This window comes from Mesorhizobium sp. B2-3-6, from assembly GCF_006442305.1.
In the GTDB taxonomy this organism is placed as follows: Bacteria; Pseudomonadota; Alphaproteobacteria; order Rhizobiales; family Rhizobiaceae; genus Mesorhizobium.
On sequence record NZ_VFVW01000002.1, the window covers coordinates 277,120 to 296,760 of the forward strand.

The following is a 19,641-nucleotide window of genomic DNA, read 5'->3' on the forward strand; positions in this document are numbered from 1 at the left end:
CGTCAGGTCGCCTGCACCGCTGGCAGCCGCTCACGCAATTCGTCGACGAGCACCCTGATGTTTTCGGAATAGTCGATGGGCACGACGACGAGATGCACGCCGCCGCCGGCAAAAGCCTGTTCCAGCGCCGGCCGGAATTCGGCGATCGCGCCGACCCTGGTTCCCTTGGCGCCATAGGCCTCGGCGTATTTGACGAAGTCGGGATTGCCGAAGGTCATGCCGAAATCCGGAAACTCGTCGACCGCCTGCTTCCAGCGGATCATGCCATAGGCGTGGTCCTCGAGCAGCAGGACGACAAGATTGAGCTTGAGCCGGACGGCGGTCTCCAGTTCCTGGCTGTTCATCATGAAGCCGCCATCGCCGCAGATGGCCATGACGCGGCGCTGCGGATAGAGCAGTGCCGCCATCATCGCCGACGGCAGCCCCGCGCCCATGGTGGCCAGCGCATTGTCGAGCAGCAGCGTATTCGCCATGCGCGTGCGGTAGTTGCGCGCGAACCAGATCTTGTACATGCCGTTGTCGAGGGCAAGGATTCCGTCGGCCGGCATCACGGCGCGCACGTCATGCACGATGCGTTGCGGCGTGAAGCGGTCTTCCGTGGCGCGCGCGGCGATGCGGCTCAGAATGCCTTCGCGCAACGGCAACAGAGCCTGCGCGTTGGGGATCTTGCCCTCGATGCGATCCGCCAGCAGCGCCAGCGAAGGGCCGAGGTCGCCGACGATCTCGGTCTGCGGGAAATAGACCTGCTCGACATCGGCGGTTTGATAGCCGACATGAATGACCTTCGGCCCGTTGACGCCCATGATGAAGGGCGGCTTCTCGACTGTGTCGTGACCGATGGTGATGATCAGGTCGGCCTGTTCGATGGCCTCGTGCACGTAGTCGCGTTCCGAAAGGGCCGCCGTTCCCATGTAGAGTTCGGTGCCGCCGGGCACGGTGCCCTTGCCCATCTGCGTGGTGAAATAGGGAATTTGGGTGCGCAGCACGAACTGGGCGACATCGGGCGTGACGCGCGGCCGCGACGCCGCGGCGCCGAACATCAGCAGCGGACGTTTGGCCTCGATGATCATGCGGGCGGCGCGGTCGAGCGCGCCCGCACCGGCCAGCGGCAGTTCGACCGGATGCGTCGGCACCAGCGGGACATCCTCACACTCAGCCGCCGCAATGTCTTCTGGCAGTTCCAGATGCACGGGACCCGGCCGCTCTTCCTGCGCGACGCGGAAGGCTTCGCGCACCAGCGAGGGGATCATTTTGGGCGAGACGATCTGGCGCGACAGCTTGGTCAGCGGTTTCATCGCCGCGACGATGTCGACGATCTGGAACCGCGCCTGCCTGGACGACAGGATTCCCTTCTGGCCGGTGATCATGATCATCGGCATGGCGCCGAGCAGCGCATAGGCCGAGCCGGTCGTCAGATTGAGCGCGCCGGGGCCGAGCGTGGTGATGCACACACCTGGCTTGCCGGTGAGCCGGCCATAGGTCGCGGCCATGAAGGCGGCCGCCTGCTCGTGACGGGTCAGGATGAGCTGGATCGAGGAGCGGCGGATGGATTCGACGATGTCGAGATTCTCCTCGCCCGGAATGCCGAATATCCGGTCGACCCCTTCGTTCTCGAGGGCCGCCACGAACAGATCCGAACCTTTGGTCATCAACCGTCTCTCCCGCAATGCGCGTGCATGCCGCCAGCTTTGCCCCATATCGCATTGGAAAGCGATGCCTCAAAGAGCCGAGGCGCCTCTCTACGGAATGTCCGCGCGATCCAAAACGAGAGTGGCCGCGAGCGCTGGCGATCACGCCATCCGTTTCGGCAAGGCGGCCGCCAGCGCATCGACGGCCAGCCGAACTTTCAGCGGCAAGTGAGGCGTCTGCAGCCAAAGGGCGTGGCAGTCATAAAGATATCGCGGCTGGTCCGGCAAGAGCTCGACCAGCGCGCCTGCCCGGATGCGCTCGCGAACCAGCCACCATGGCAACCAGGCGAGCCCCATGCCCTCGGCCGAAGCATCGGCGATGGCATCGAGATCGTCGAGCCGCAGCCGGCTGCCGGGCATGATCTCCTGTGCTGGTTGTCCTTCGCGCGGGAACAGCCAAGGCTGAACGGCTTGGCCGAGCCGGCGATATACGATGGCATGATGATTGGCGAGATCTTCGATCCGCCGTGGCTCGCCCTGAATTTTCAGATAGGACGGCGCCGCACAGACAATCATGTCCTGGCTCGCGACGCGGCGCGCGATCACGCCTGCCCTGTCCTCCAGATCACCGGTTCGGATGGCAAGATCGTAGCCGTCCTCGGCAAGATCGGCGAAGCGGTCGCTGAGCGACAGATCGAGTTCCAGCATCGGATATTGCCGCACCAGTTTCAGCAGCACGGGTGTTACGCAGTGGCGGCCGAAATGCGCCGGCATGGTGACGCGCAGCTTGCCGCGCGGCTCCGAGATTTGGCCGGCGGCAAGTTGATCGGCAGCTTCGGCCTCGGCCAGCACCAGCCGACAGCGGTCGTAGTAGGCGCGTCCGAACTCGGTGAGGTTCTGCCGGCGCGTGGTGCGGTTGAGCAGGCGCATGCCGAGACGCTCCTCCAGAAAACGGACGTGCTTGCCGACCATCGGTCCGGACAGATCGAGTGCGGCCGCGGCCGCCGCGAACGAGCCGAGGTCGACTGCCCTGACGAACACGGCCATGCTCTCAAGCCGATCCATATTCGAAACTCCTGGTTTCTACTGTCCTGCTCCCAATGCCATTTATCCGACTTCGTCTTACCGGCATAGCTCCTTTCGGTTCAAACAATTTGGAGTAGACCGAATGACGCGCGTCGTTCGCTTTCATCGGCATGGTGGCCCCGAGGTCCTGCGGATCGAAAATGTGGATCTTCCCCTACCCGGCCCGGGCGAGGTTCAGATCCGCGTCAAGGCGCTCGGCCTCAATCGCGCCGAGGCGCTGCTGCGCGCGGGCACCTATATCGAGACGCCCACCCTGCCCTCCGGGCTTGGCCTGGAGGCCGCAGGCATCATCGAAGCGGTCGGCGAAGCCGTGACGGGTCTGGCGCCGGGTGATGCCGTCAGCGTCATCCCGCCGCAATCGATGATCCGCTGGCCGGCTTATGGAGAGCTTGTTACCTATCCCGCCGGGCTCGTCGTCAAAAACCCGATATCACTCGACTGGCGGACCGCGGCCGCGATGTGGATGCCGTACCTCACCGCCTATGGCGCGCTGATCGACATCGCCAGGCTGCGCAACGAGGACTTCGTCGTCATCACGGCAGCCTCGAGCAGCGTCGGGCTTGCCGCGATCCAGATCGCCAACAGCGTCGGCGCGACGGCGATCGCGGTGACACGGACCTCGACGAAGAAGCAGGCCCTGCTCGACGCCGGCGCGGCTGAAGTCGTGGTCCTGGCCGAGGAGGATCTGGAGGCGCGGCTACGCCGGATCGCCGGGCCGCGAGGCGTGCGCATCGTGTTGGAGGCGATCGGCGGCCCGATTTTCGAGCCGCTCGCGGCGGCGATGTCCCGGGGCGGCATTCTCATTGAATATGGCGGGTTGAGCCCCGAGCCGACGCCGTTTCCCTTGCCCGCCGTGCTTGGCAAGACATTGACGCTGCGCGGCTACCTCGTCCACGAGATCACCGGCGACCCAGCAAAGCTGGAAGCCGCCAAGGCGTTCATCCTCAAAGGGCTGGAGGCCGGCGCGCTGAAGCCGATGATCGACAGGACCTTCCCGTTCGAGCAGATCGTCGAGGCGCATCGCTATCTCGAATCGAACGAGCAGTTCGGCAAGATCGTGGTGACGGTCTGAGCAGGGACGCCGGGGTCGTTGGCGCAGGCGCGGTACCCAGCGCTCGAAGCGCAATGACGAACAAATTCGATCCTCGCGGACAATGTTGCTCTTGAAGGCGCCGCTCTGCGTTCCTAATTCTCGCATGCGGGCCGGGCCCCTCTGACTGTCGCATCTCGCGACCGTGATGTCGGACCGCTTTAACGGGCCCGTTTCCATCCTTTCGGTCAAGCGGGCTCATCTCTTTTGGTTTGGAGCCCCATATGACATCGTCTTCCCTTCTTGGTTTGGTTTGCCCCTCCTGCCGCGTCGCGCTCGTGATGAGCGAACGCCAGGGTATCGAGATCGATTATTGCCCGCAGTGCCGTGGCGTGTGGCTTGACCGAGGCGAACTCGACAAGATCATCGAGCGATCGGCCAAGGAGGCCTCGCCCGCGCCACAGCCGGCAGCGTTCTCCCAGCCCCAGCATGGCCGGGACCGCGATGACGACTATGCGCGCTCGCAGGGCCACCGCTATCCGAAACGGAAGAAATCGTTCTTCGAAGAGCTGTTCGATTGACCGCACGCCGGTAGCCGGCCCGACGTCTGTCGAGAATTTCCGAAACCACATCGATAAAAGGTCCGTCCAGATGATTTCCCGCACAAGCCGATTTGCCGCCCTGTTTGCCGGACTGTTCCTGGCATTCTCCATGGTCGCGGTAGACCATGCCGAGGCCCGTCGCGGCGGCAGTTTCGGCAGCCGCGGCATGCGCACGTTCCAATCAGCGCCGCCGACCAGGACCGCTCCGGCGCCGACCGCTCCGGTCGAGCGTTCGATGACGCCCAATACCGGCGTGAACACCGCGGCCCGGCAGCCGCAGGCCGGCCCGCAGAGGCCCGGCTTCATGAGCGGCTTCGGTGGAACGATGATGCGCGGCCTGCTGATCGGCGGCCTGATCGGGCTGCTCCTGGGCCAGGGCTTCGGTGGGCTGGCGGGCATGTTCGGTTTCCTGCTGCAGGCCGTGCTGATCGGTGGCGCCATCATGCTGGCAATCAGGTTCTTCCGGTCGCAATCCGCGCGTGGCCCCGCCCCTGCGCTCGCCGGCGCCGGCAATGCCTCGCGATTTGAAAACCGCGCAGGCGGACAGAGCGATGCCAACAATGCGCATTCTTTCGCCATTCCCGGCTTTGGCGGCGGTTCAGGCGGAGGCTCCGCCGCGGCCACCGGTTCCGATGAAATCCGGCTCGCCCAGACCGACCTCGACGCATTCCAGCAGCTGTTGAGCGATGTCCAGGAAGCGTTCGGGCGTGAGGATCATGCCGCGTTGCGCAAGACGACGACTCCCGAAATGGTGTCCTATCTCTCTGAAGAGCTGGCCGACAATGCGAAGAAGGGCCTCAGGAACGAGGTATCCGACGTCACCCTCCTGCAGGCCGACATCGCGGAAAGCTGGCGCGAGGATGACCGCGACTATGCCACGGCGGCCCTGCGTTATGAATCGCGCGACGTGATGCGCGAACGGGCCAGCGGCAAGGTCGTCGAGGGCGACGAGGATCATCCCACGGAGACGACGGAGCTGTGGACCTTCACGCGTCAGAATGGCTCGAGTTGGAAGCTCTCGGCAATCCAACAGGCCTGAGCTCCAGCGTGCGAACTCGCGTTGACAAAGGCGACCTGACGACGGCCGGTCCGGCTGTGTCAGCAGCCTTCCATGGCCGGCAGCTCTCAAGATAGGAATTTTTTCTTGACTGGGTGAAGGCAACTATGGTAGATATTTATCTATGGTGCTGAGTTGCGCCAGGAACCCGCCGCGCAGGCGGGTTTTTTTCGTTCAATGCTCCGTCAACAGCTCCGGCGAAGGCACCCGTCAACCCGGATCGCCCGGCCTGAGCTCCGGCCCGTTTCCGTCCGAAGCTCGATGCCGATGTCGCGCACGGTTCACCGCACGATCTTGACGCACATCGGCGTGCCGATCTCGATGGCACGGCCGGTGTCGGTCAGCCCGCCGCTCTCGGCGTCGCGCGCGAAGATCGAGATGCGGTCGGCATTCTGGTTGGCCGAGAACAGGTGGCCGCCGGACGGCGTCAGCGCCAGGTTGCGCGGCGTGGCGCCCCCGCAAGGGACATGGCCGACGAGGCTCAGCGCGCCACTTTGCTGGTCGACGGCCATGATGACCACGCTGTCATGGCCTCGGTTGGAGCCGTAGAGGAAGCGGCCGTCGGGCGAGATCTGGATATCGGCGCAGTGATTGGCCTGGCGCGCCTCGGCCGGCACGGCCGGCCTGGCGTCGATGATCGAGAGCTTGCCGCTCGCCTCGTCCAGCGCCATCGACACGATGGTCGAATCCAGCTCGTTCATGACGAAGACAAAACGGCCGTTCGGATGCAAGGCGAGATGGCGCGGACCGGCGCCCGGCGGCAAAGCGGATTCGGCCAGTTTGGTCAGATTGCCATCGTGCTCGATCCGGTAGGACACCAGCCGGTCGATGCCGAGATCGGCGACGATGGCCGTTCCGCCGGCGATGGTTTCGGTGACGCTATGGGCATGCGAGCGCTCTTGCCGGGCTGCGTTCGGGCCAGTGCCCTTGTGCGAAACGCTGGCCAGAGGAGCCGACAAGGCGCCATCGCTGTCGAAGCCATAGACCGCGACTGCGCGATCCGGACCGCCCTCGCCCATGCCGTAATTGGCGACCAGCAGCTTCGTGCCATCGCGGGTGATGGTGTTATGCGCGGTGATGCTGCCGAGTGACGGCTGCTTGTTCAGGTAAGTGAGCGTGCCCGAGGCGCGGTCGAAGCCGTAGGCCGAAACCGTTCCTTCGCGCCAGGGGAAGACTTCCGAATTGGCGTAGAGGCGCGAACCGTCCGGCGTCACCGAAAGGAAGGTCGGATTGTCGATGTCACTGGTCTCGGCCAGCTTTCGTGTTTCCAGCGTCTCCTCGTCGAAGCTGTAGACGCCGAGGCCGACGCCGCGTGCGCCCTGAAAATAGGGCGCCTCCCGGTTCAGGCTGCCGACAAAGACCAGACAGGCATCGCGCATGTTTTCCTCCCTGTTCCGCCGGGCTCGAGCGCAGCGGAAACAGCCAAAATTTCGCCCGTCCTCGCTTGCAACGCAACCCCATATGTGAAAATAGTATTTACAAAAGAAGATTGACGGGAGGAGACGTCGTGCAATCTGGCGCCTTGACGCGTGTTCCGAAACTTGTGCCGTGCCTTGCGCAGTGCCAGCGGAGCCAGCGATGAACGACTTCGCACCGACCGTCGGCGTCGCCTCGACGCATCCGGCCAACATGCCCGCGGAACATGCCGCCTTGCCGGTTTGGAACGCCGAGAACTGGTTCTACGAGGACTGGCCGGTCGGCCAGAAGATCCGCTCGTTGCGCCGCACCATGGCCGAAGGGGACAGCCACCTGTTCAACACGCTGGTGCTCGACATCCATCCTTACGTGCAGGACCAGATGTTTGCCGAGACAGAGGGCATTTTCGGCAAGCGGCTGGTGGCGGGCGCCTTCGTCTTCTCGGCTGGCCTGGGGCTCGTCGCAACCAACTGCGTCAACGCGTTTTCCTATGGCTACGACAAGCTCCGCTTCATAAAGCCCGTCTTCATCGGCGAGACGATCTATTCGATCCGGTCCAACCTCGACAAGACGCCGCGCTACAAGGACATGGGGCTGATCCGCGCCAGCTACCAGGTGTTCAAGGGCGAAGGCGAACTCGTTCTCTATTGCGAGCATCTGCAGACGGTGAAGTACCGCAACCCTGCCGATTTCCTCGGCAAGACGGAGAAGTAGAAATGCCGGCAGCAGCCGAATTGCCGCTTGCCGGTCTCGTCGTCGTCGACATGAGCCAGTTCCTGTCCGGGCCCTACTGCTCGCTCAGGCTGCTGGATCTCGGCGCCCGCGTCATCAAGATCGAGCGTCCGGACGGCGGCGACCTGTCGCGCCGGCTCTATCTCAGCGACACCGAGATCGGCGGTGATTCCACCATCTTCCATGCCATCAACCGGGCCAAGGAAAGCCTCGCCATCGACCTGAAGGACGAGGCGGATCTCAAGGCGCTGCGCGGCCTGCTGGCGAAGGCCGACGTGCTGATCCAGAATTTCAGGCCGGGTGTCATCGAACGGCTCGGCCTCGACTACGAGGCGGTCCGCAAGATCAACCCGCGCCTGGTCTATGCCTCGATCAGCGGCTATGGCGAGGACGGCCCATGGGTCAAGCGGCCCGGCCAGGACCTCCTGGCGCAGGCGCGCTCCGGGGTGATGTGGCTGAACGGCGACGAGGACCAGGGGCCGGTGCCGTTCGGGCTTGCTATCGGCGACATGCTGGCGGGCGCGGCATGCGCGCAAGGCATACTGGCCGCCCTTGTGCGGCGCGGCATCACCGGCCAGGGCAGCCATATCGAAACCAGCCTGCTGGAAGCGCTGGTCGACTTCCAGTTCGAGGTACTGACCACGCATCTCAATGACGGCCGCCGTTTGCCGCGCCGCTCCAGCTTCCGCAGCGCGCATGCCTATCTGTCGGCACCTTACGGCGTCTATCCCGCCAAGGACGGCTATCTCGCCATCGCCATGACGCCAATCCCGAAACTCGCCGACCTGCTGTCGCTGGAGGAACTGGCGCCCTACCGCGACAAGCCGGCATCCTGGTTCACCGCGCGCGACGACATCAAGGCGATCGTCGCGCAGCGGATCGCGACCAGGACGGTCGACGAGTGGCTTGATGTTCTCGAACCCGCCGACATCTGGTGCGCCAAGGTGCTGACCTGGCCGGAAATGCTGGCAAGTGGGGGCTTCCAGTCGCTCGACATGCTGCAGACGGTGACGCGCGAGGACGATGTCTCGATCCTTACCACCAGTTCGCCGCTCAGGGTCGACGGCATCAGGGCCAAGGTCGACCGGGCAGCACCGCGCATCGGCGAGCATAGCGCCGCGATCCGCGAGGAGTTCGGCCTGTGACCACGCGCTTCCTAAAGCCCACGCTCAGGGGCATGACCTGGAACCATCCGCGCGGCTATGATCCGATGGTCGCCTGCTCGTCGCTGTGGAAGCAGAAAACCGGCATTGCCGTCGAATGGGACAAGCGTTCGCTGCAGGACTTCGAGTCCTTCCCGGTCGAGGAACTGGCGCGCGCCTATGATCTGATCGTCATCGACCATCCGCATGTCGGCCAGATCACCGCCGAACGCTGCCTGGAGCCGCTCGATGTCGCCGGCCGCGAGGCGGAGCGCGCGGCACTTTCCTCCGGCAGCGTCGGCCAGTCCTATCCGAGTTACACATGGCAGGGACGGCAGTGGGCGTTTCCCATCGATGCCGCGACGCAGGTCCAGGCATGGCGGCCCGATGCGCTTGGCGCACCGCCATCGCGATGGAGCGAAGTGCTCGATCTCGCCCGGCAGGCACGCGTGCTGCTGCCGTTGCGGCCACCGCATTCGATGATGGTGTTCTTCACGCTCGCAGGCAATCTCGGGCATGCTTGCGCGACCGACCCATCCAACGATCTCATCGACGGCGAGGCCGGCAGCGAAGTCTTCGAGACAATGCGCGAGATTGCCGCGCTGGTCGACCCGGCCTGCTTCGAGATGGATCCGATCGCCGTTTCGGAGCGGATGGCGCAGGCCGGATCCCCGATCGTCTGCGCACCGCTGATCTACGGCTATGTTTCCTACGCGATGGCCGGGTTTCGCCCACATCGCCTGGCATTTGGCGACATCCCTGTTGTCGGATCCAGCGGCCCGATTGGCACGGCGCTTGGCGGCACAGGCATAGCGGTGTCGGCCTTCTCGAAGGCGAAAGAGGCGGCAACCGATTTCGCCTACTGGCTCGCCAGCGGCGAGATCCAGCGTGGCCCCTATGCCGCGGCCGGCGGACAGCCCGGCCATGCCGCGGCCTGGGAGGATCAGGCCGTCAATGCGGCGACCGGCAATTTCTATCGCGATACGCGCGCGACCCTGGAGGGCGCATGGGTGCGGCCTCGCCATGATGGTTACATGGCGTTCCAGCAGGCCGCGTCCGACCGCGTCAATTCCGGCATGACCTCAGGGCATCGTTCCAGCCAGGTCATTGCCGATCTCAATCGCCTGTTTCGGCAGAGCGCCCCGGCGCAGGCGACCGGCACTGCCGGTGGAGGAGCCTGAAGAAATCGAACGGAGGAGACAAATGAAAACCCTGATCCGCGGCCTTGTGGCCGCAACCGCCTTCGCCTCACTCGCAACGACAGCTTTTGCCGAAGACGTACAAGGCGTCATCAGCGGGCTGCCCGATGAACTCAAGGCGCAATATGACGGCGCACCGCAGAAGGTGCTGCCATCGGCCTGGGACAATTTCAACCCGCCGTCCAAGCCATGGAAATGGTGCCATTCGGAATCCTACCAGGGCAACCCCTGGCGGGTCACCGTCACCAAGGAGCTGAAGCGCCTGGTCGACGGGCTGATCGCCGACGGCACCGTCTCCAGCTTCGAAGTGTCGGATTCCAACAACGACGCCAGCCAGCAGATCAACCAGATCCGCGCCTTCATCGACAAGAAGTGCTCGATCATCACCTCGATCCCGGGCTCGGCAACAGCGCTCGACGACGCCATCGATGCGGCCGCCAAGGCAGGCATCCCGTTCATCACCGCCGCCGGTTCGGTGACCAGCCCGAACGCGATCAATGTCGATTCCAACTATGCGCGCTGGGGCTATGACATGATGACCGCGATCGGCAAGGCCAAGCCTGATGGCGCCAGCATCCTTCTGGTCGAAGGCATCGCCGGCCACCCGATCGTGGTTCAGGAGCGCCAGGGCGCCGACAAGGCGCTGGCGGAAAACCCCAAGCTGAAGATCTCGCGCACGGTCAACGGCAATTGGACGGCCAATGTCACCAAGACGGTGGTGCTGCAGGCGATCGCCACCAACCCGGCGCCGATCGATGCGGTGTGGACGACAGGCAGCGAAAGCCGCGTCGTCGCGGAGGCGTTCGCCGAAGCCGGCCGGCCGGCGCCGCTGATCACCGGTTCGATCACCGGCGATGCCCTGGGCTACTGGAAGGCCAATCCCGACAAGTACCGCTTCGAGGGCCATGCCGTGCTGCCGCACTGGACCGCCGAAACGCTGTTTCGCGTCGGCGAACGCATGCTCGACGGCCAGAAGCCGAAGCTGAACACGCTGCTCATTCCGATTCCGCCGGTCCACAATGCCGATCTCGGCGCCTGGTACAAGGACTGCATGACGACGGATGCCGTATCGATCTTCCCGGTGCCGCCCAAGGATCCGATGCCGGAAGAATGGCTCGACGCCTATTTCTCCAACCCGGCGCCGACCAAGGGATGGGACTATTCGAAGGTGCCAGACGCCTGCGCGAAGTGACGCCTGGGCCAGATAAGACCTCGACAAGCCGGCTCCTTTCGGAGGGCCGGCTTGCCAGCTTCGAAACGCGACATGCTTGAAATCAGAAACATATCCAAACGCTATGGCGAGACGGTCGCGCTTGCGGACGCCTCGATCGCGTTCCGGGCAGGAACCATCCACACCATCCTGGGCGAGAATGGTTCGGGCAAGAGCACCATGGTCAAGCTGCTGTCCGGCATCGTTCAGCCCGACAGCGGCACGGTCCTCCTGCAAGGCAGGCCGTTTTCGGGCGGAACCCCCTCGGCCTTCCAGGCGCAAGGCTTCGCCACGGTCTTCCAGGAAGTGCTGATCGCGCCGGACCGCAGCGTGACCGACAATATCCTGCTTGGCCTGGACGGCCTGGTCCGGCGCGCGGTTCCCCGCAACGAGCGGCGCGACAGGGCAGCCGCCGCCCTCAAACGTTTCGCCGTCACCAACGTGCCGCTCGACATGCCCGCCGGGCAGTTGCCGCTCGCAGCACAGCAACTCGTCGTTCTTGCTCGTGCGGTCGTGCGCGATCCAAAGATCCTGATCCTCGACGAAGTGACCGCAGCACTCGACTTCGCCGACCGCGAGTCCGTTTTTTCGCTGATGCGCACGCTTGCCGGCGAAGGCTGCCTGATCCTGTTCATCACCCACCGCATGGATGAGGTGACGTCGCTTTCGGATCGCATCTCGATCCTGCGCGGCGGCAGCGTGGTGCGCACCGAGGAGCGCGGCGCTTCGACGCCGGCGGAGCTTCTCAAGGCGATGGCGCCACGCACCGCCGCGGAGCTGGCGCATGGCTGATCGCGCCGCCCTCACTATCCGCGACCTCGTCATCGCACCGGACGCCAGCCCGATCATGCAGGCGGTCGCCGCCGGCGAGATCGTTGGGCTCGCCGGCCTGGATGGCCACGGCCAGGAGCTTTTCCTCGAGATGCTCGCCGGCCTAGTCGCGCCGCTTGGCGGTTCGATAACCCTCGATCTGCCCGGCGCATCCCGCGCCATCACCGGCTTCCGCAAGGCCGTATCGAGCGGCATCGCCTATCTTCCGCGCGGGCGTGCCAACGGCATTTTCCCGACGCAATCGGTGCTCGACAATTTCGCCGTCTCGACGCTGTCTCGCGATACCCGCCTCGGCCTGATCAGCCCGGCGGCGCGCAAGGCGCGCTACGAGGCCTATCGCGAAAGGCTGTCGATATCGGCGCCTCGGCCCGACGCGCCGATCACCACCCTGTCCGGTGGCAACCAGCAGAAGGTGCTGTTGGCGCGGGCCCTCGCGCTGGACCCCGCAATGTTGCTTCTCAACGATCCGACGCGCGGCGTCGACGTGGCGACCCGGCATGTTCTCTACGACGTCTTTCGCGGGCTGGCTTCCGACGGCATGGGGCTCGTCATCCTGTCCAGCGAGATCGAGGAGATCCTTCTTCTCTGCCATCGCGTGCTGGTGTTCCGCGAAAATGAAGTCGCGGCGGAAATCGCCGGCCAGGCGATGACCACCGGGAACGTGATCGCAGCCATGTTCGGACGCGCAGCATGAGACCCTTCGCACGCATCCTGTCCCTCGGCCGAAGCGTCGGCTTCGCCGCCGTGCTGCTGATCGTCCTGCTGGCGGTCAATCTGATGCTGAGCCCGGCACGGTTCCAGCCGGGCTCCTGGGGTGCGCTGGTTGGGCTGGCGGCGCCGCTGATCGGCGCGGCCATCGCCTCGACCCCGGTGATCCTCGCCGGGCGCGGCGGCATCGATATTTCGGTCGGGCCGCTGATGGGCTTCGTCAACGCCATCGTGATCCAGGTGCTTTTCCTGCGCGCCGGAATATCCTCGCCGCTGGCGCTTGTTCCGGCGGCGCTGCTCATCGGTGCGCTGGTCGGGGCGGCGAACGGTTTCCTGGCGACCATCGTGCGCATCCAACCGATCGTGGCCACGCTCGGCACCTATCTGATCCTGACGGGGGTGACGCTGACCATCCTGCCGGCGCCGATCGGCCCGGCGCCGGCCTGGCTGAAATCCCTGGCAGGCCCGTTCTCGCTTCTGCCGCTGGCCTTGATGTTCCTTTTCTGGTGGCTGGTGCGGCGCAGCCCCTATTACGACCAGCTGATGGCGGTCGGCAGCGACGATCGCGCCGCCTATACCGCCGGCGTCGACGTCACGCTCGTGCGCTTCATCGCCTATGTCATGACCGGCATCCTTGGCGGCTGCGCCGGGCTGATGCTGACTGCGCTGATCGGTTCGGCCGATCCCAATATCGGCCCGACCTACACGCTGATCGCCATTGCGGCTGTAGCTCTTGGCGGTGTCAGTCTTACCGGCGGCCGTGGTGGCGTCGCGGGTGCCGCGATCGGCGCTGTCGACATCTTCCTGCTGCAGAGCGTGCTGACGACGTTCAACGTCTCGACCTTCGTGCTGCAGATCGCCTACGGCGCCGTACTGGTGCTGGCGGTGATGCTGACCGCGCTGCAGGAACGCTTTGCCATCGGGAGGCGCTGACATGGCTGGCCGAAATCTATTCGCGACAACCAATGCCCGTGTCATTGGCGCCTTCTGTGTTGCCGCCCTTCTGCATCTTGCCGGCACCATCCTCATTCCGGGTTACTCCAGCCCGTTTGCGGTGCGCGCCATGCTGGTGCTTGCTTCGCTGCTCGCCGTCGCCTCGATCGGGCAGACGCTGGTCGTCATCATGGGCGGCATCGACCTGTCGATCCCCTTCGTCATCGGCTTTGCCAATGTCGTGGCCGCGCAACTCTACGGCGATGGCTGGAATTTTGTCCTCGTCTGCGGCCTCGTAGGCGTGCTGGCGATCCTTATCGGTGGCGTGAACGGGCTGATCGCGCGCAGCCTCGACATCCAGCCGCTCATCGTCACGCTCGGCATCGGCATGGTCGTGCAAGGGCTTGTGCTTTTGTGGACTGCCGGCTTCCCTTCAGGCTCCGCGCCGCAAGCGGTTTCGAGCTTCGTGTCGATCGGCGGATCGGCCGGGCCACTGCCGGTTCCATGGCTGGTGCCCTGTCTCGTCGTGCTGGTGGCGCTCGTCGTCCTGGTGCTGGAGCGGACGCCCTATGGGCGCCGGCTCTACGCACTCGGCAGCAATCCGGGTGCCGCGCCGCTGGCGCTGATCGACCCCGTCCGAATGTGGGTGATCACCTATGCGGCAAGCGCCTTCTTCGCCGCGGTGGCGGGCGTGCTGCTGCTCGGCTTCACCGGCTCGGCCTATGGCGATGTCGGGCAGCCCTACCTGTTCCAGACCATCGCGGCCGTGGTCGTCGGCGGCGCCGCGCTGGTCGGCGGGCGCGGCAGCTATCTCGGCACTATCGCCGGCGTGCTGGTGCTGACCGAGATCAACACGCTGCTGATCGGGCTCGGATTCCAGCCCTCGGCGGTGCAGGCAACACTCGGCTTCATCATCGTGCTGCTGGTTTCGCTCTACGGGCGCGAACGGCACGTTTCGGCGACGATCTGAAGAAGCGGAGCCGGTCAAAGCCTCCAGAGCTTGCGGGCGTTCGCGGACAAGAGCTTGTCGCGTTCCGCAACGCTGCAGCCGGCAAGCAGCGCATGGGTCGCCGCCACCCAGGTCGACAGACCGCCACCCAGCGTGCAGACCGGCCAATCGCTGCCCCAGACAACACGATCCCATCCGAACGAACCGATCGTGTGTTCGACATAGGGCCGCAGCGTCTCGACCGTCCAACTGCCGGGATCCGCATAGGCGACGACGCCGGAAATCTTGGCCACGACGTTGGGACGCCGCGCGATTTCGCTCATGTGTTCGCGCCACGGATGCTCGCCATTGCCCTTGATGTCGGGGACGCCGCAATGGTCGAGCACGAACTGGACGTCGGGCGCCAGATCGGCGAGCGCGATCGCCTTGGGAATCTGATGCGGTAGCACGACGAGATCGAAGGTGAGCCCGGTGCCGCCAAGCCGCCGGATGCTGTCCCGGAATAGCGCGCCTTCCGAGAGTTCATCGGGCATGACGTGGAGGACGCGGCGAAAACCCTTGACGAACGGCTTTGCTCGCTGGCGCTCGAGATAGGCCGCAAAATTGGCCTCTTCCGGACGGCAGGCGGCGATCGCCCCGGCCAGCATGCTGCCGGCCTGTCTCGACAGGCCTTCGACACGTTCGGTCTCGGCCTCGATATCGGCGGGGTCGACATCGACCTCCATATGCAGCACACGCTCGACGCCGACACGTTGAGCTTCCACGCCGTACTCCTCATAGGAGAAGTCGCGGTTGAGAGCGGGCACGCCGGCAAGCCACGGGTAGCGCAAGGCCGAGCGGTCGATGAGGTGCAGGTGGGTGTCGATGATCATGGCAGGGCTCCTCCCGTATCTTTCACATCATCTCACGGAGGAATTCTTCATTCAAATAAGAATTACGCCGATGAACCGACGGCCGACCCGGCCAGACGCGACAGCTTCTCACATGTGGCCAGCAGCAGTTCGATGGTGCGGGTCATGTCCGGCGCGGACGGTGCGTTGACGACGGTAATGTAAGGAATCGAAAGCGCCGCGATGGCCTTGCCGTCGGAGCCGCGCACCGGTGCCGACAGATTGTAGACGCCGGCAGTCTGCATCGAGGCCATCATCTCATATCCCCGTTCCCTGATCTGGTCGAGACGGGCAAAGAACTCGGGCGGCTGCGCCGTATTGTCGGTGCTGCGGACATGTTCGGAGATCATCATCTGGCGCTCCTCCTGCGAACGGAAAGCGAGCAGCACATGTCCCGAACCGGTGTCGAACAGGCTGATGTGGGCGCCGACCCGGATCGAGATGCCCCAGTAGTTCGGCGCCTCCTGCTGGCCGATGACCACGGCGGAACCGCGATCAAAAACAACGAGTTGGTTGGCCTGCTGCGACGTCTCCGCCAACTCCCGCATCAACGGCGTCGCATAGGAAACCAGCCGCCGCACCGGCGCGTGCAGTTGCGCCAGACCGAACAGCTTGAGCGTCAGTGAATAGCGGTCACCGTCGAGCCGCGTGACATAACCGCGTCGCACCAGCCGGTCCAGCATGCGGTAGAACTCGTTGGGGCTGCGGTCGAGCTTCTTGGCGATTTCCGCCTGCGTCAGGCCGCCGTCGACGCCGGCCAGCAGTTCCAGGATGTCGAGCCCCTTGTCGAGCGCAGGCGCGCGATACCGCTCGTCTTCGCTATCATCCATGGGCTTTCCCTCCAGTGAAATCGATTCTTCATATACGCAGGAATGCTGCCGGCGGAAACAAATTTCGCCTTGACGTATCCATGAATGTTTTGTTTGTATATGAATGTAGCACTTCTTGTCATCAGACGAGTTGCGGTCGCCGCCAAGGCGCACCCAGGGAGGATACCAATGAACAGACTGCTTTCCGGCGTATGCGCTGGCGCATTGTTGCTTGCGTCAGGCGCAGGCGCGGCCCTTGCCGGCGACCTGCCCGGCAAGTTCGAAGGCGTTACCGTCGACGTGAAGCTGATCGGCGGCCAGCAATACGAAAAGCTCTACGAGCGCATCCCCGAATGGGAGAAGGCGACCGGCGCCAAGGTCAACATCCTGACCAAGAAGAACGGCTTCGACATCGACAAGGAGTTGAAGTCCGACATCGCCTCGGGCAGCACCAACTGGTGCGTCGGCTGGAATCATTCCTCCTTCGCGCCGCAGTATACCGGCCTTTATACCGACCTCAGCAAATTGCTGCCCAAGGAAGAGATCGATGCCTTCGTGCCATCGACGATCAAGGCGGCGACCATCGATGGCAAGCTGGAGATGCTGCCGCGCGCGCAGTTCGACGTCTCTGCCCTCTACTACCAGAAGAGCCTCTACGAGAACGCCGACAACAAGGCCAAGTTCAAGGCGAAATACGGCTATGATCTGGTGCCGCCGGACACCTGGAAGGAAGTCACCGACCAGGCCGAGTTCTTCGCCAACCCGCCCAACTTCTACGGCACGCAGTTCGCCGGCAAGGAAGAGGCGATCAACGGCCGCTTCTACGAGATGGTGGTGGCCGAGGGCGGCGAGTATCTCGACAAGGACGGCAAGCCGGTCTTCAACTCCGAAGCCGGCGTGCGTGCGCTCGACTGGTTCGTCAACCTCTACAAGGCCAAGGCCGTGCCGGCCGGAACCACCAACTATCTCTGGGACGATCTCGGCCAGGGTTTTGCCTCCGGCACCGTCGCCATCAACTTGGACTGGCCGGGCTGGGCCGGCTTCTTCAACGATCCGAAGTCGTCGAAGGTCGCCGGCAATGTCGGCGTCAAGGTCGCGCCGAAAGGCTCGTCCGGCAAGCGCACCGGCTGGTCCGGTTTCCATGGCTTCTCGGTGACCGAGAACTGCCCGAACAAGGAGGCCGCGGCATCGCTGGTGTGGTGGCTCACCAATGAGGACAGCCAGAAGCTGGAAGCCGCTGCGGGCCCGCTGCCGACCCGCACCGCGGTCTGGGACTGGGACCTGAAGCAGGCCGAAAACGATCCTTACAAGAAGGAGGTTCTCTCCGCCTTCCAGGAAGAAGCCAAGCACGCTTTCGCGGTGCCGCAGACGCCTGAATGGATCGAGATCTCGAACTCCGTCTATCCCGAATTGCAGGCGGCGATCCTCGGCGACAAGACGTCCAAGCAGGCGCTCGACGAAGCCGCCGCCAAGGCGACGCAAATTCTCGAAGACGCCGGCAAGCTGTAGAACCGCTCCCAAGGCCGCCTCCCCCATCAGGAATGGGGGAGGCGCTCGCGTCTTAAGGCGCGCACTGCCTCGGGTGTTCCCACGATGACGATGCCTGCCCCGCCCGGCTCGACAGGCGGCAATCGAATGCAACTCACAGGGTCCCAATGAAGGGCTTCAAGCCATCCGCGCCATTCCTGCTGCTGCTTCCGGCGATCATCGTGCTGGCGGCGGTCGTCGTGGTGCCGTTGCTTTTGTCGCTCTATTCCAGCTTCACGCCTTTCCGCCTGACCAAGCCCGAAACATTCTTCGTCCTTGTCGGCTTCCGCAATTATCTCTCGATCCTGGCGAACGCCGATTTCTGGTGGGCGTTCGGCCGCACGGTTCTGTTGCTGACCATCGCGCTCAATCTCGAAATGCTGCTGGGCCTCGGCCTCGCCATGCTGGTCGAAAAGGCGACGCGCGGCCAGCGCATCCTGCGCACGCTGATGATGTTTCCGATGATGTTCTCGCCGATCCTCGTCGGCTTCCAGTTCAAGTTCATGTTCAACGACAATATCGGCCTGGTGAACAACGCCCTGCAATCGCTCGGCATCACCAGGGATGCCATTCCGTGGCTGATCGAAGGCCATCTCGCCTTCATCGCCATCTCGATCGCCGAGATCTGGTCGTCGACGGCGATCTTCGCCATCCTGATCCTTGCCGGCCTGCTCGCTATGCCCAAGGAGCCGATCGAGGCGGCGCGGGTCGACGGCTGCACGCCGTGGCAGACGTTCCGCTATGTGACCTGGCCGTTCGTCATGCCTTTCGCCTACATCGCCATGACCATCCGTTCGCTCGACGTGGCGCGCGCCTATGACATCGTCAAGATCATGACCGATGGCGGGCCGGCGGGCCGCACCGAGCTTTTGTGGACGCTGGTGGCGCGCACCGCCTACAGCGACGGGCGCATGGGCATGGCCAACGCCATGGCCTATTTCTCGATCCTGTTGTCGATCGCCTTCACCGTCTACTTCTTCAACAAGCTCGCCGCGGCGCGCACGCAGATCGGTGCGGAGTGGTGATGGACGAGAATTCTTCCGCCCGCCTCAAGCGCCGGCTGCTGGGCATCGCCTATCGCATCGGCCTGTTCCTGGCGATGCTGACCATCTGCCTGCCCGGCCTGTGGATCGTGCTTTCGTCGCTGCGGCCGACTGTGGAGATCATGGCCAAGCCGCCGGTGTGGATCCCGCAGCAGATCTCGTTCGACGCCTATGTCGCGATGTTCTCAGGGATCGGCAAGGGCGGCATCCCGGTCATAGAATATTTCCGCAACTCGCTGATCATCTCGGTGACCTCGACGATGATCGCGGTGGCCATCGGCATGGCCGGCGGCTATGCCTTCGCGCGCTACCGTTTCCGCGGCAAGTCGGGCGTCTTCCTCGGCCTGATGCTGACGCGCACGGTGCCGGGTATCGCGCTCTCGCTGCCGCTGTTCTTCCTTTATGTCAGGCTCGGCATCATCGACACGCATTTCGGACTGATCCTGGCCTATGTCGCGCTCAACGTGCCGTTCACCATTTGGCTGATCGACGGCTTCTTCCGCCAGGTGCCGAAGGACCTCGCGGAAGCCGCCCAGATCGACGGCTGCACCCGCTGGCAGGCCTTCTGGCAGGTCGAGTTCCCGCTTGCCGGGCCCGGCATCGCCTCCGCCGCGATCTTTGCTTTCCTGACCTGCTGGAACGAGTTCGCGCTGGCCTCGCAGCTTACCCGCTCGGTCAGCGCCAAGACCCTGCCGGTCGGCCTGCTCGACTACACGGCCGAATTCACCATCGACTGGCGCGGCATGTGCGCGCTCGCCGTGGTGATGATCATCCCGGCGCTCACCCTCACCTACATCGTCCAGAAACACCTTGTCGGCGGCTTGACCTCCGGCGCGGTGAAAGGCTGAT

At 64.3% G+C, this 19,641-nt stretch carries 19 protein-coding genes; 14 read left to right on the forward strand and 5 right to left on the reverse strand.

The features are described 5' to 3' along the window. Positions 1 to 2 precede the first annotated feature (2 nt). Together FJ953_RS07030 and FJ953_RS07035 are read right to left on the reverse strand one after the other, a co-directional pair. Entirely contained in the window at positions 3 to 1,649 is a 1,647-nt protein-coding gene (locus FJ953_RS07030; RefSeq protein ID WP_140564367.1) for an acetolactate synthase large subunit, read from the reverse strand. Positions 1,650 to 1,790: 141 nt separating this feature from the next. Continuing rightward, positions 1,791 to 2,693 (reverse strand): LysR family transcriptional regulator, encoded by a 903-nt coding sequence (locus FJ953_RS07035; protein WP_140623709.1) that lies wholly within the window; start codon positions 2,691 to 2,693, stop codon positions 1,791 to 1,793. Between the two features lie 103 nt (positions 2,694 to 2,796). On the opposite strand from FJ953_RS07035, the gene FJ953_RS07040 reads away from it, so the two are divergent. The 3 genes from FJ953_RS07040 to FJ953_RS07050 all read left to right on the forward strand — a co-directional run bounded on the left by FJ953_RS07040 (position 2,797) and on the right by FJ953_RS07050 (position 5,385). Beyond that, a complete protein-coding gene (locus FJ953_RS07040; protein ID WP_140623711.1) occupies positions 2,797 to 3,786 on the forward strand; it encodes a zinc-dependent alcohol dehydrogenase family protein in 990 nt (329 codons plus the stop codon). Positions 3,787 to 4,028: 242 nt separating this feature from the next. After that, positions 4,029 to 4,325, forward strand: coding sequence for a zf-TFIIB domain-containing protein (locus FJ953_RS07045; protein WP_140497640.1), 297 nt, complete (start codon positions 4,029 to 4,031; stop codon positions 4,323 to 4,325). A gap of 70 nt (positions 4,326 to 4,395) precedes the next feature. Next, a complete protein-coding gene (locus FJ953_RS07050; RefSeq protein WP_140623713.1) occupies positions 4,396 to 5,385 on the forward strand; it encodes a Tim44 domain-containing protein in 990 nt (329 codons plus the stop codon). A gap of 299 nt (positions 5,386 to 5,684) precedes the next feature. On the opposite strand, the gene FJ953_RS07055 is transcribed toward FJ953_RS07050, so the two are convergent. Beyond that, on the reverse strand, positions 5,685 to 6,782 hold the full coding sequence (locus FJ953_RS07055; protein ID WP_140623714.1) for a lactonase family protein: 1,098 nt from the start codon (positions 6,780 to 6,782) through the stop codon (positions 5,685 to 5,687). 199 nt (positions 6,783 to 6,981) lie between these two features. On the opposite strand from FJ953_RS07055, the gene FJ953_RS07060 reads away from it, so the two are divergent. The 8 genes from FJ953_RS07060 to FJ953_RS07095 all read left to right on the forward strand — a co-directional run bounded on the left by FJ953_RS07060 (position 6,982) and on the right by FJ953_RS07095 (position 14,544). Continuing rightward, the gene (locus FJ953_RS07060) at positions 6,982 to 7,533 is read left to right on the forward strand and encodes a MaoC family dehydratase (RefSeq protein ID WP_140623716.1); all 552 of its coding nucleotides are present in this window, start codon (positions 6,982 to 6,984) and stop codon (positions 7,531 to 7,533) included. 2 nt (positions 7,534 to 7,535) lie between these two features. After that, positions 7,536 to 8,696, forward strand: a complete 1,161-nt coding sequence (locus FJ953_RS07065) for a CaiB/BaiF CoA-transferase family protein (RefSeq protein ID WP_140497632.1) — start codon at positions 7,536 to 7,538, stop codon at positions 8,694 to 8,696. Between the two features lie 32 nt (positions 8,697 to 8,728). After that, entirely contained in the window at positions 8,729 to 9,874 is a 1,146-nt protein-coding gene (locus FJ953_RS07070; protein ID WP_140624033.1) for an extracellular solute-binding protein, read from the forward strand. A 22-nt stretch (positions 9,875 to 9,896) separates the two neighbouring features. Next, positions 9,897 to 11,084 (forward strand): ABC transporter substrate-binding protein, encoded by a 1,188-nt coding sequence (locus FJ953_RS07075; protein WP_140623718.1) that lies wholly within the window; start codon positions 9,897 to 9,899, stop codon positions 11,082 to 11,084. Between the two features lie 72 nt (positions 11,085 to 11,156). Further along, positions 11,157 to 11,894 (forward strand): ATP-binding cassette domain-containing protein, encoded by a 738-nt coding sequence (locus FJ953_RS07080; protein ID WP_140497628.1) that lies wholly within the window; start codon positions 11,157 to 11,159, stop codon positions 11,892 to 11,894. Beyond that, the gene (locus FJ953_RS07085; protein ID WP_140623720.1) at positions 11,887 to 12,627 is read left to right on the forward strand and encodes an ATP-binding cassette domain-containing protein; all 741 of its coding nucleotides are present in this window, start codon (positions 11,887 to 11,889) and stop codon (positions 12,625 to 12,627) included. Before FJ953_RS07080 ends, FJ953_RS07085 begins: the two co-directional genes overlap by 8 nt. After that, a complete protein-coding gene (locus FJ953_RS07090; protein WP_140623722.1) occupies positions 12,624 to 13,574 on the forward strand; it encodes an ABC transporter permease in 951 nt (316 codons plus the stop codon). Before FJ953_RS07085 ends, FJ953_RS07090 begins: the two co-directional genes overlap by 4 nt. Before the next feature lies 1 nt (position 13,575). Continuing rightward, positions 13,576 to 14,544 carry an ABC transporter permease gene (locus FJ953_RS07095; RefSeq protein ID WP_140623724.1) on the forward strand — a complete coding sequence of 323 codons (969 nt, stop codon included), beginning with the start codon at positions 13,576 to 13,578 and terminating at the stop codon, positions 14,542 to 14,544. A gap of 14 nt (positions 14,545 to 14,558) precedes the next feature. On the opposite strand, the gene FJ953_RS07100 is transcribed toward FJ953_RS07095, so the two are convergent. Next, the gene (locus FJ953_RS07100; RefSeq protein ID WP_140520947.1) at positions 14,559 to 15,395 is read right to left on the reverse strand and encodes an amidohydrolase; all 837 of its coding nucleotides are present in this window, start codon (positions 15,393 to 15,395) and stop codon (positions 14,559 to 14,561) included. 62 nt (positions 15,396 to 15,457) lie between these two features. Beyond that, the gene (locus FJ953_RS07105; protein WP_140497617.1) at positions 15,458 to 16,243 is read right to left on the reverse strand and encodes an IclR family transcriptional regulator; all 786 of its coding nucleotides are present in this window, start codon (positions 16,241 to 16,243) and stop codon (positions 15,458 to 15,460) included. Between the two features lie 168 nt (positions 16,244 to 16,411). Between FJ953_RS07105 and FJ953_RS07110 the strand changes: the two genes are divergently transcribed. The 3 genes from FJ953_RS07110 (at position 16,412) to FJ953_RS07120 (ending at position 19,640) form a co-directional block, all read left to right on the forward strand. Further along, on the forward strand, positions 16,412 to 17,731 hold the full coding sequence (locus FJ953_RS07110; RefSeq protein ID WP_140555590.1) for a sugar ABC transporter substrate-binding protein: 1,320 nt from the start codon (positions 16,412 to 16,414) through the stop codon (positions 17,729 to 17,731). A 146-nt stretch (positions 17,732 to 17,877) separates the two neighbouring features. Further along, the gene (locus tag FJ953_RS07115; protein WP_140555592.1) at positions 17,878 to 18,774 is read left to right on the forward strand and encodes a sugar ABC transporter permease; all 897 of its coding nucleotides are present in this window, start codon (positions 17,878 to 17,880) and stop codon (positions 18,772 to 18,774) included. After that, positions 18,774 to 19,640 carry a carbohydrate ABC transporter permease gene (locus FJ953_RS07120; protein WP_140497611.1) on the forward strand — a complete coding sequence of 289 codons (867 nt, stop codon included), beginning with the start codon at positions 18,774 to 18,776 and terminating at the stop codon, positions 19,638 to 19,640. The genes FJ953_RS07115 and FJ953_RS07120 overlap by 1 nt, the downstream gene beginning before the upstream one ends. Position 19,641: the final 1 nt, after the last annotated feature.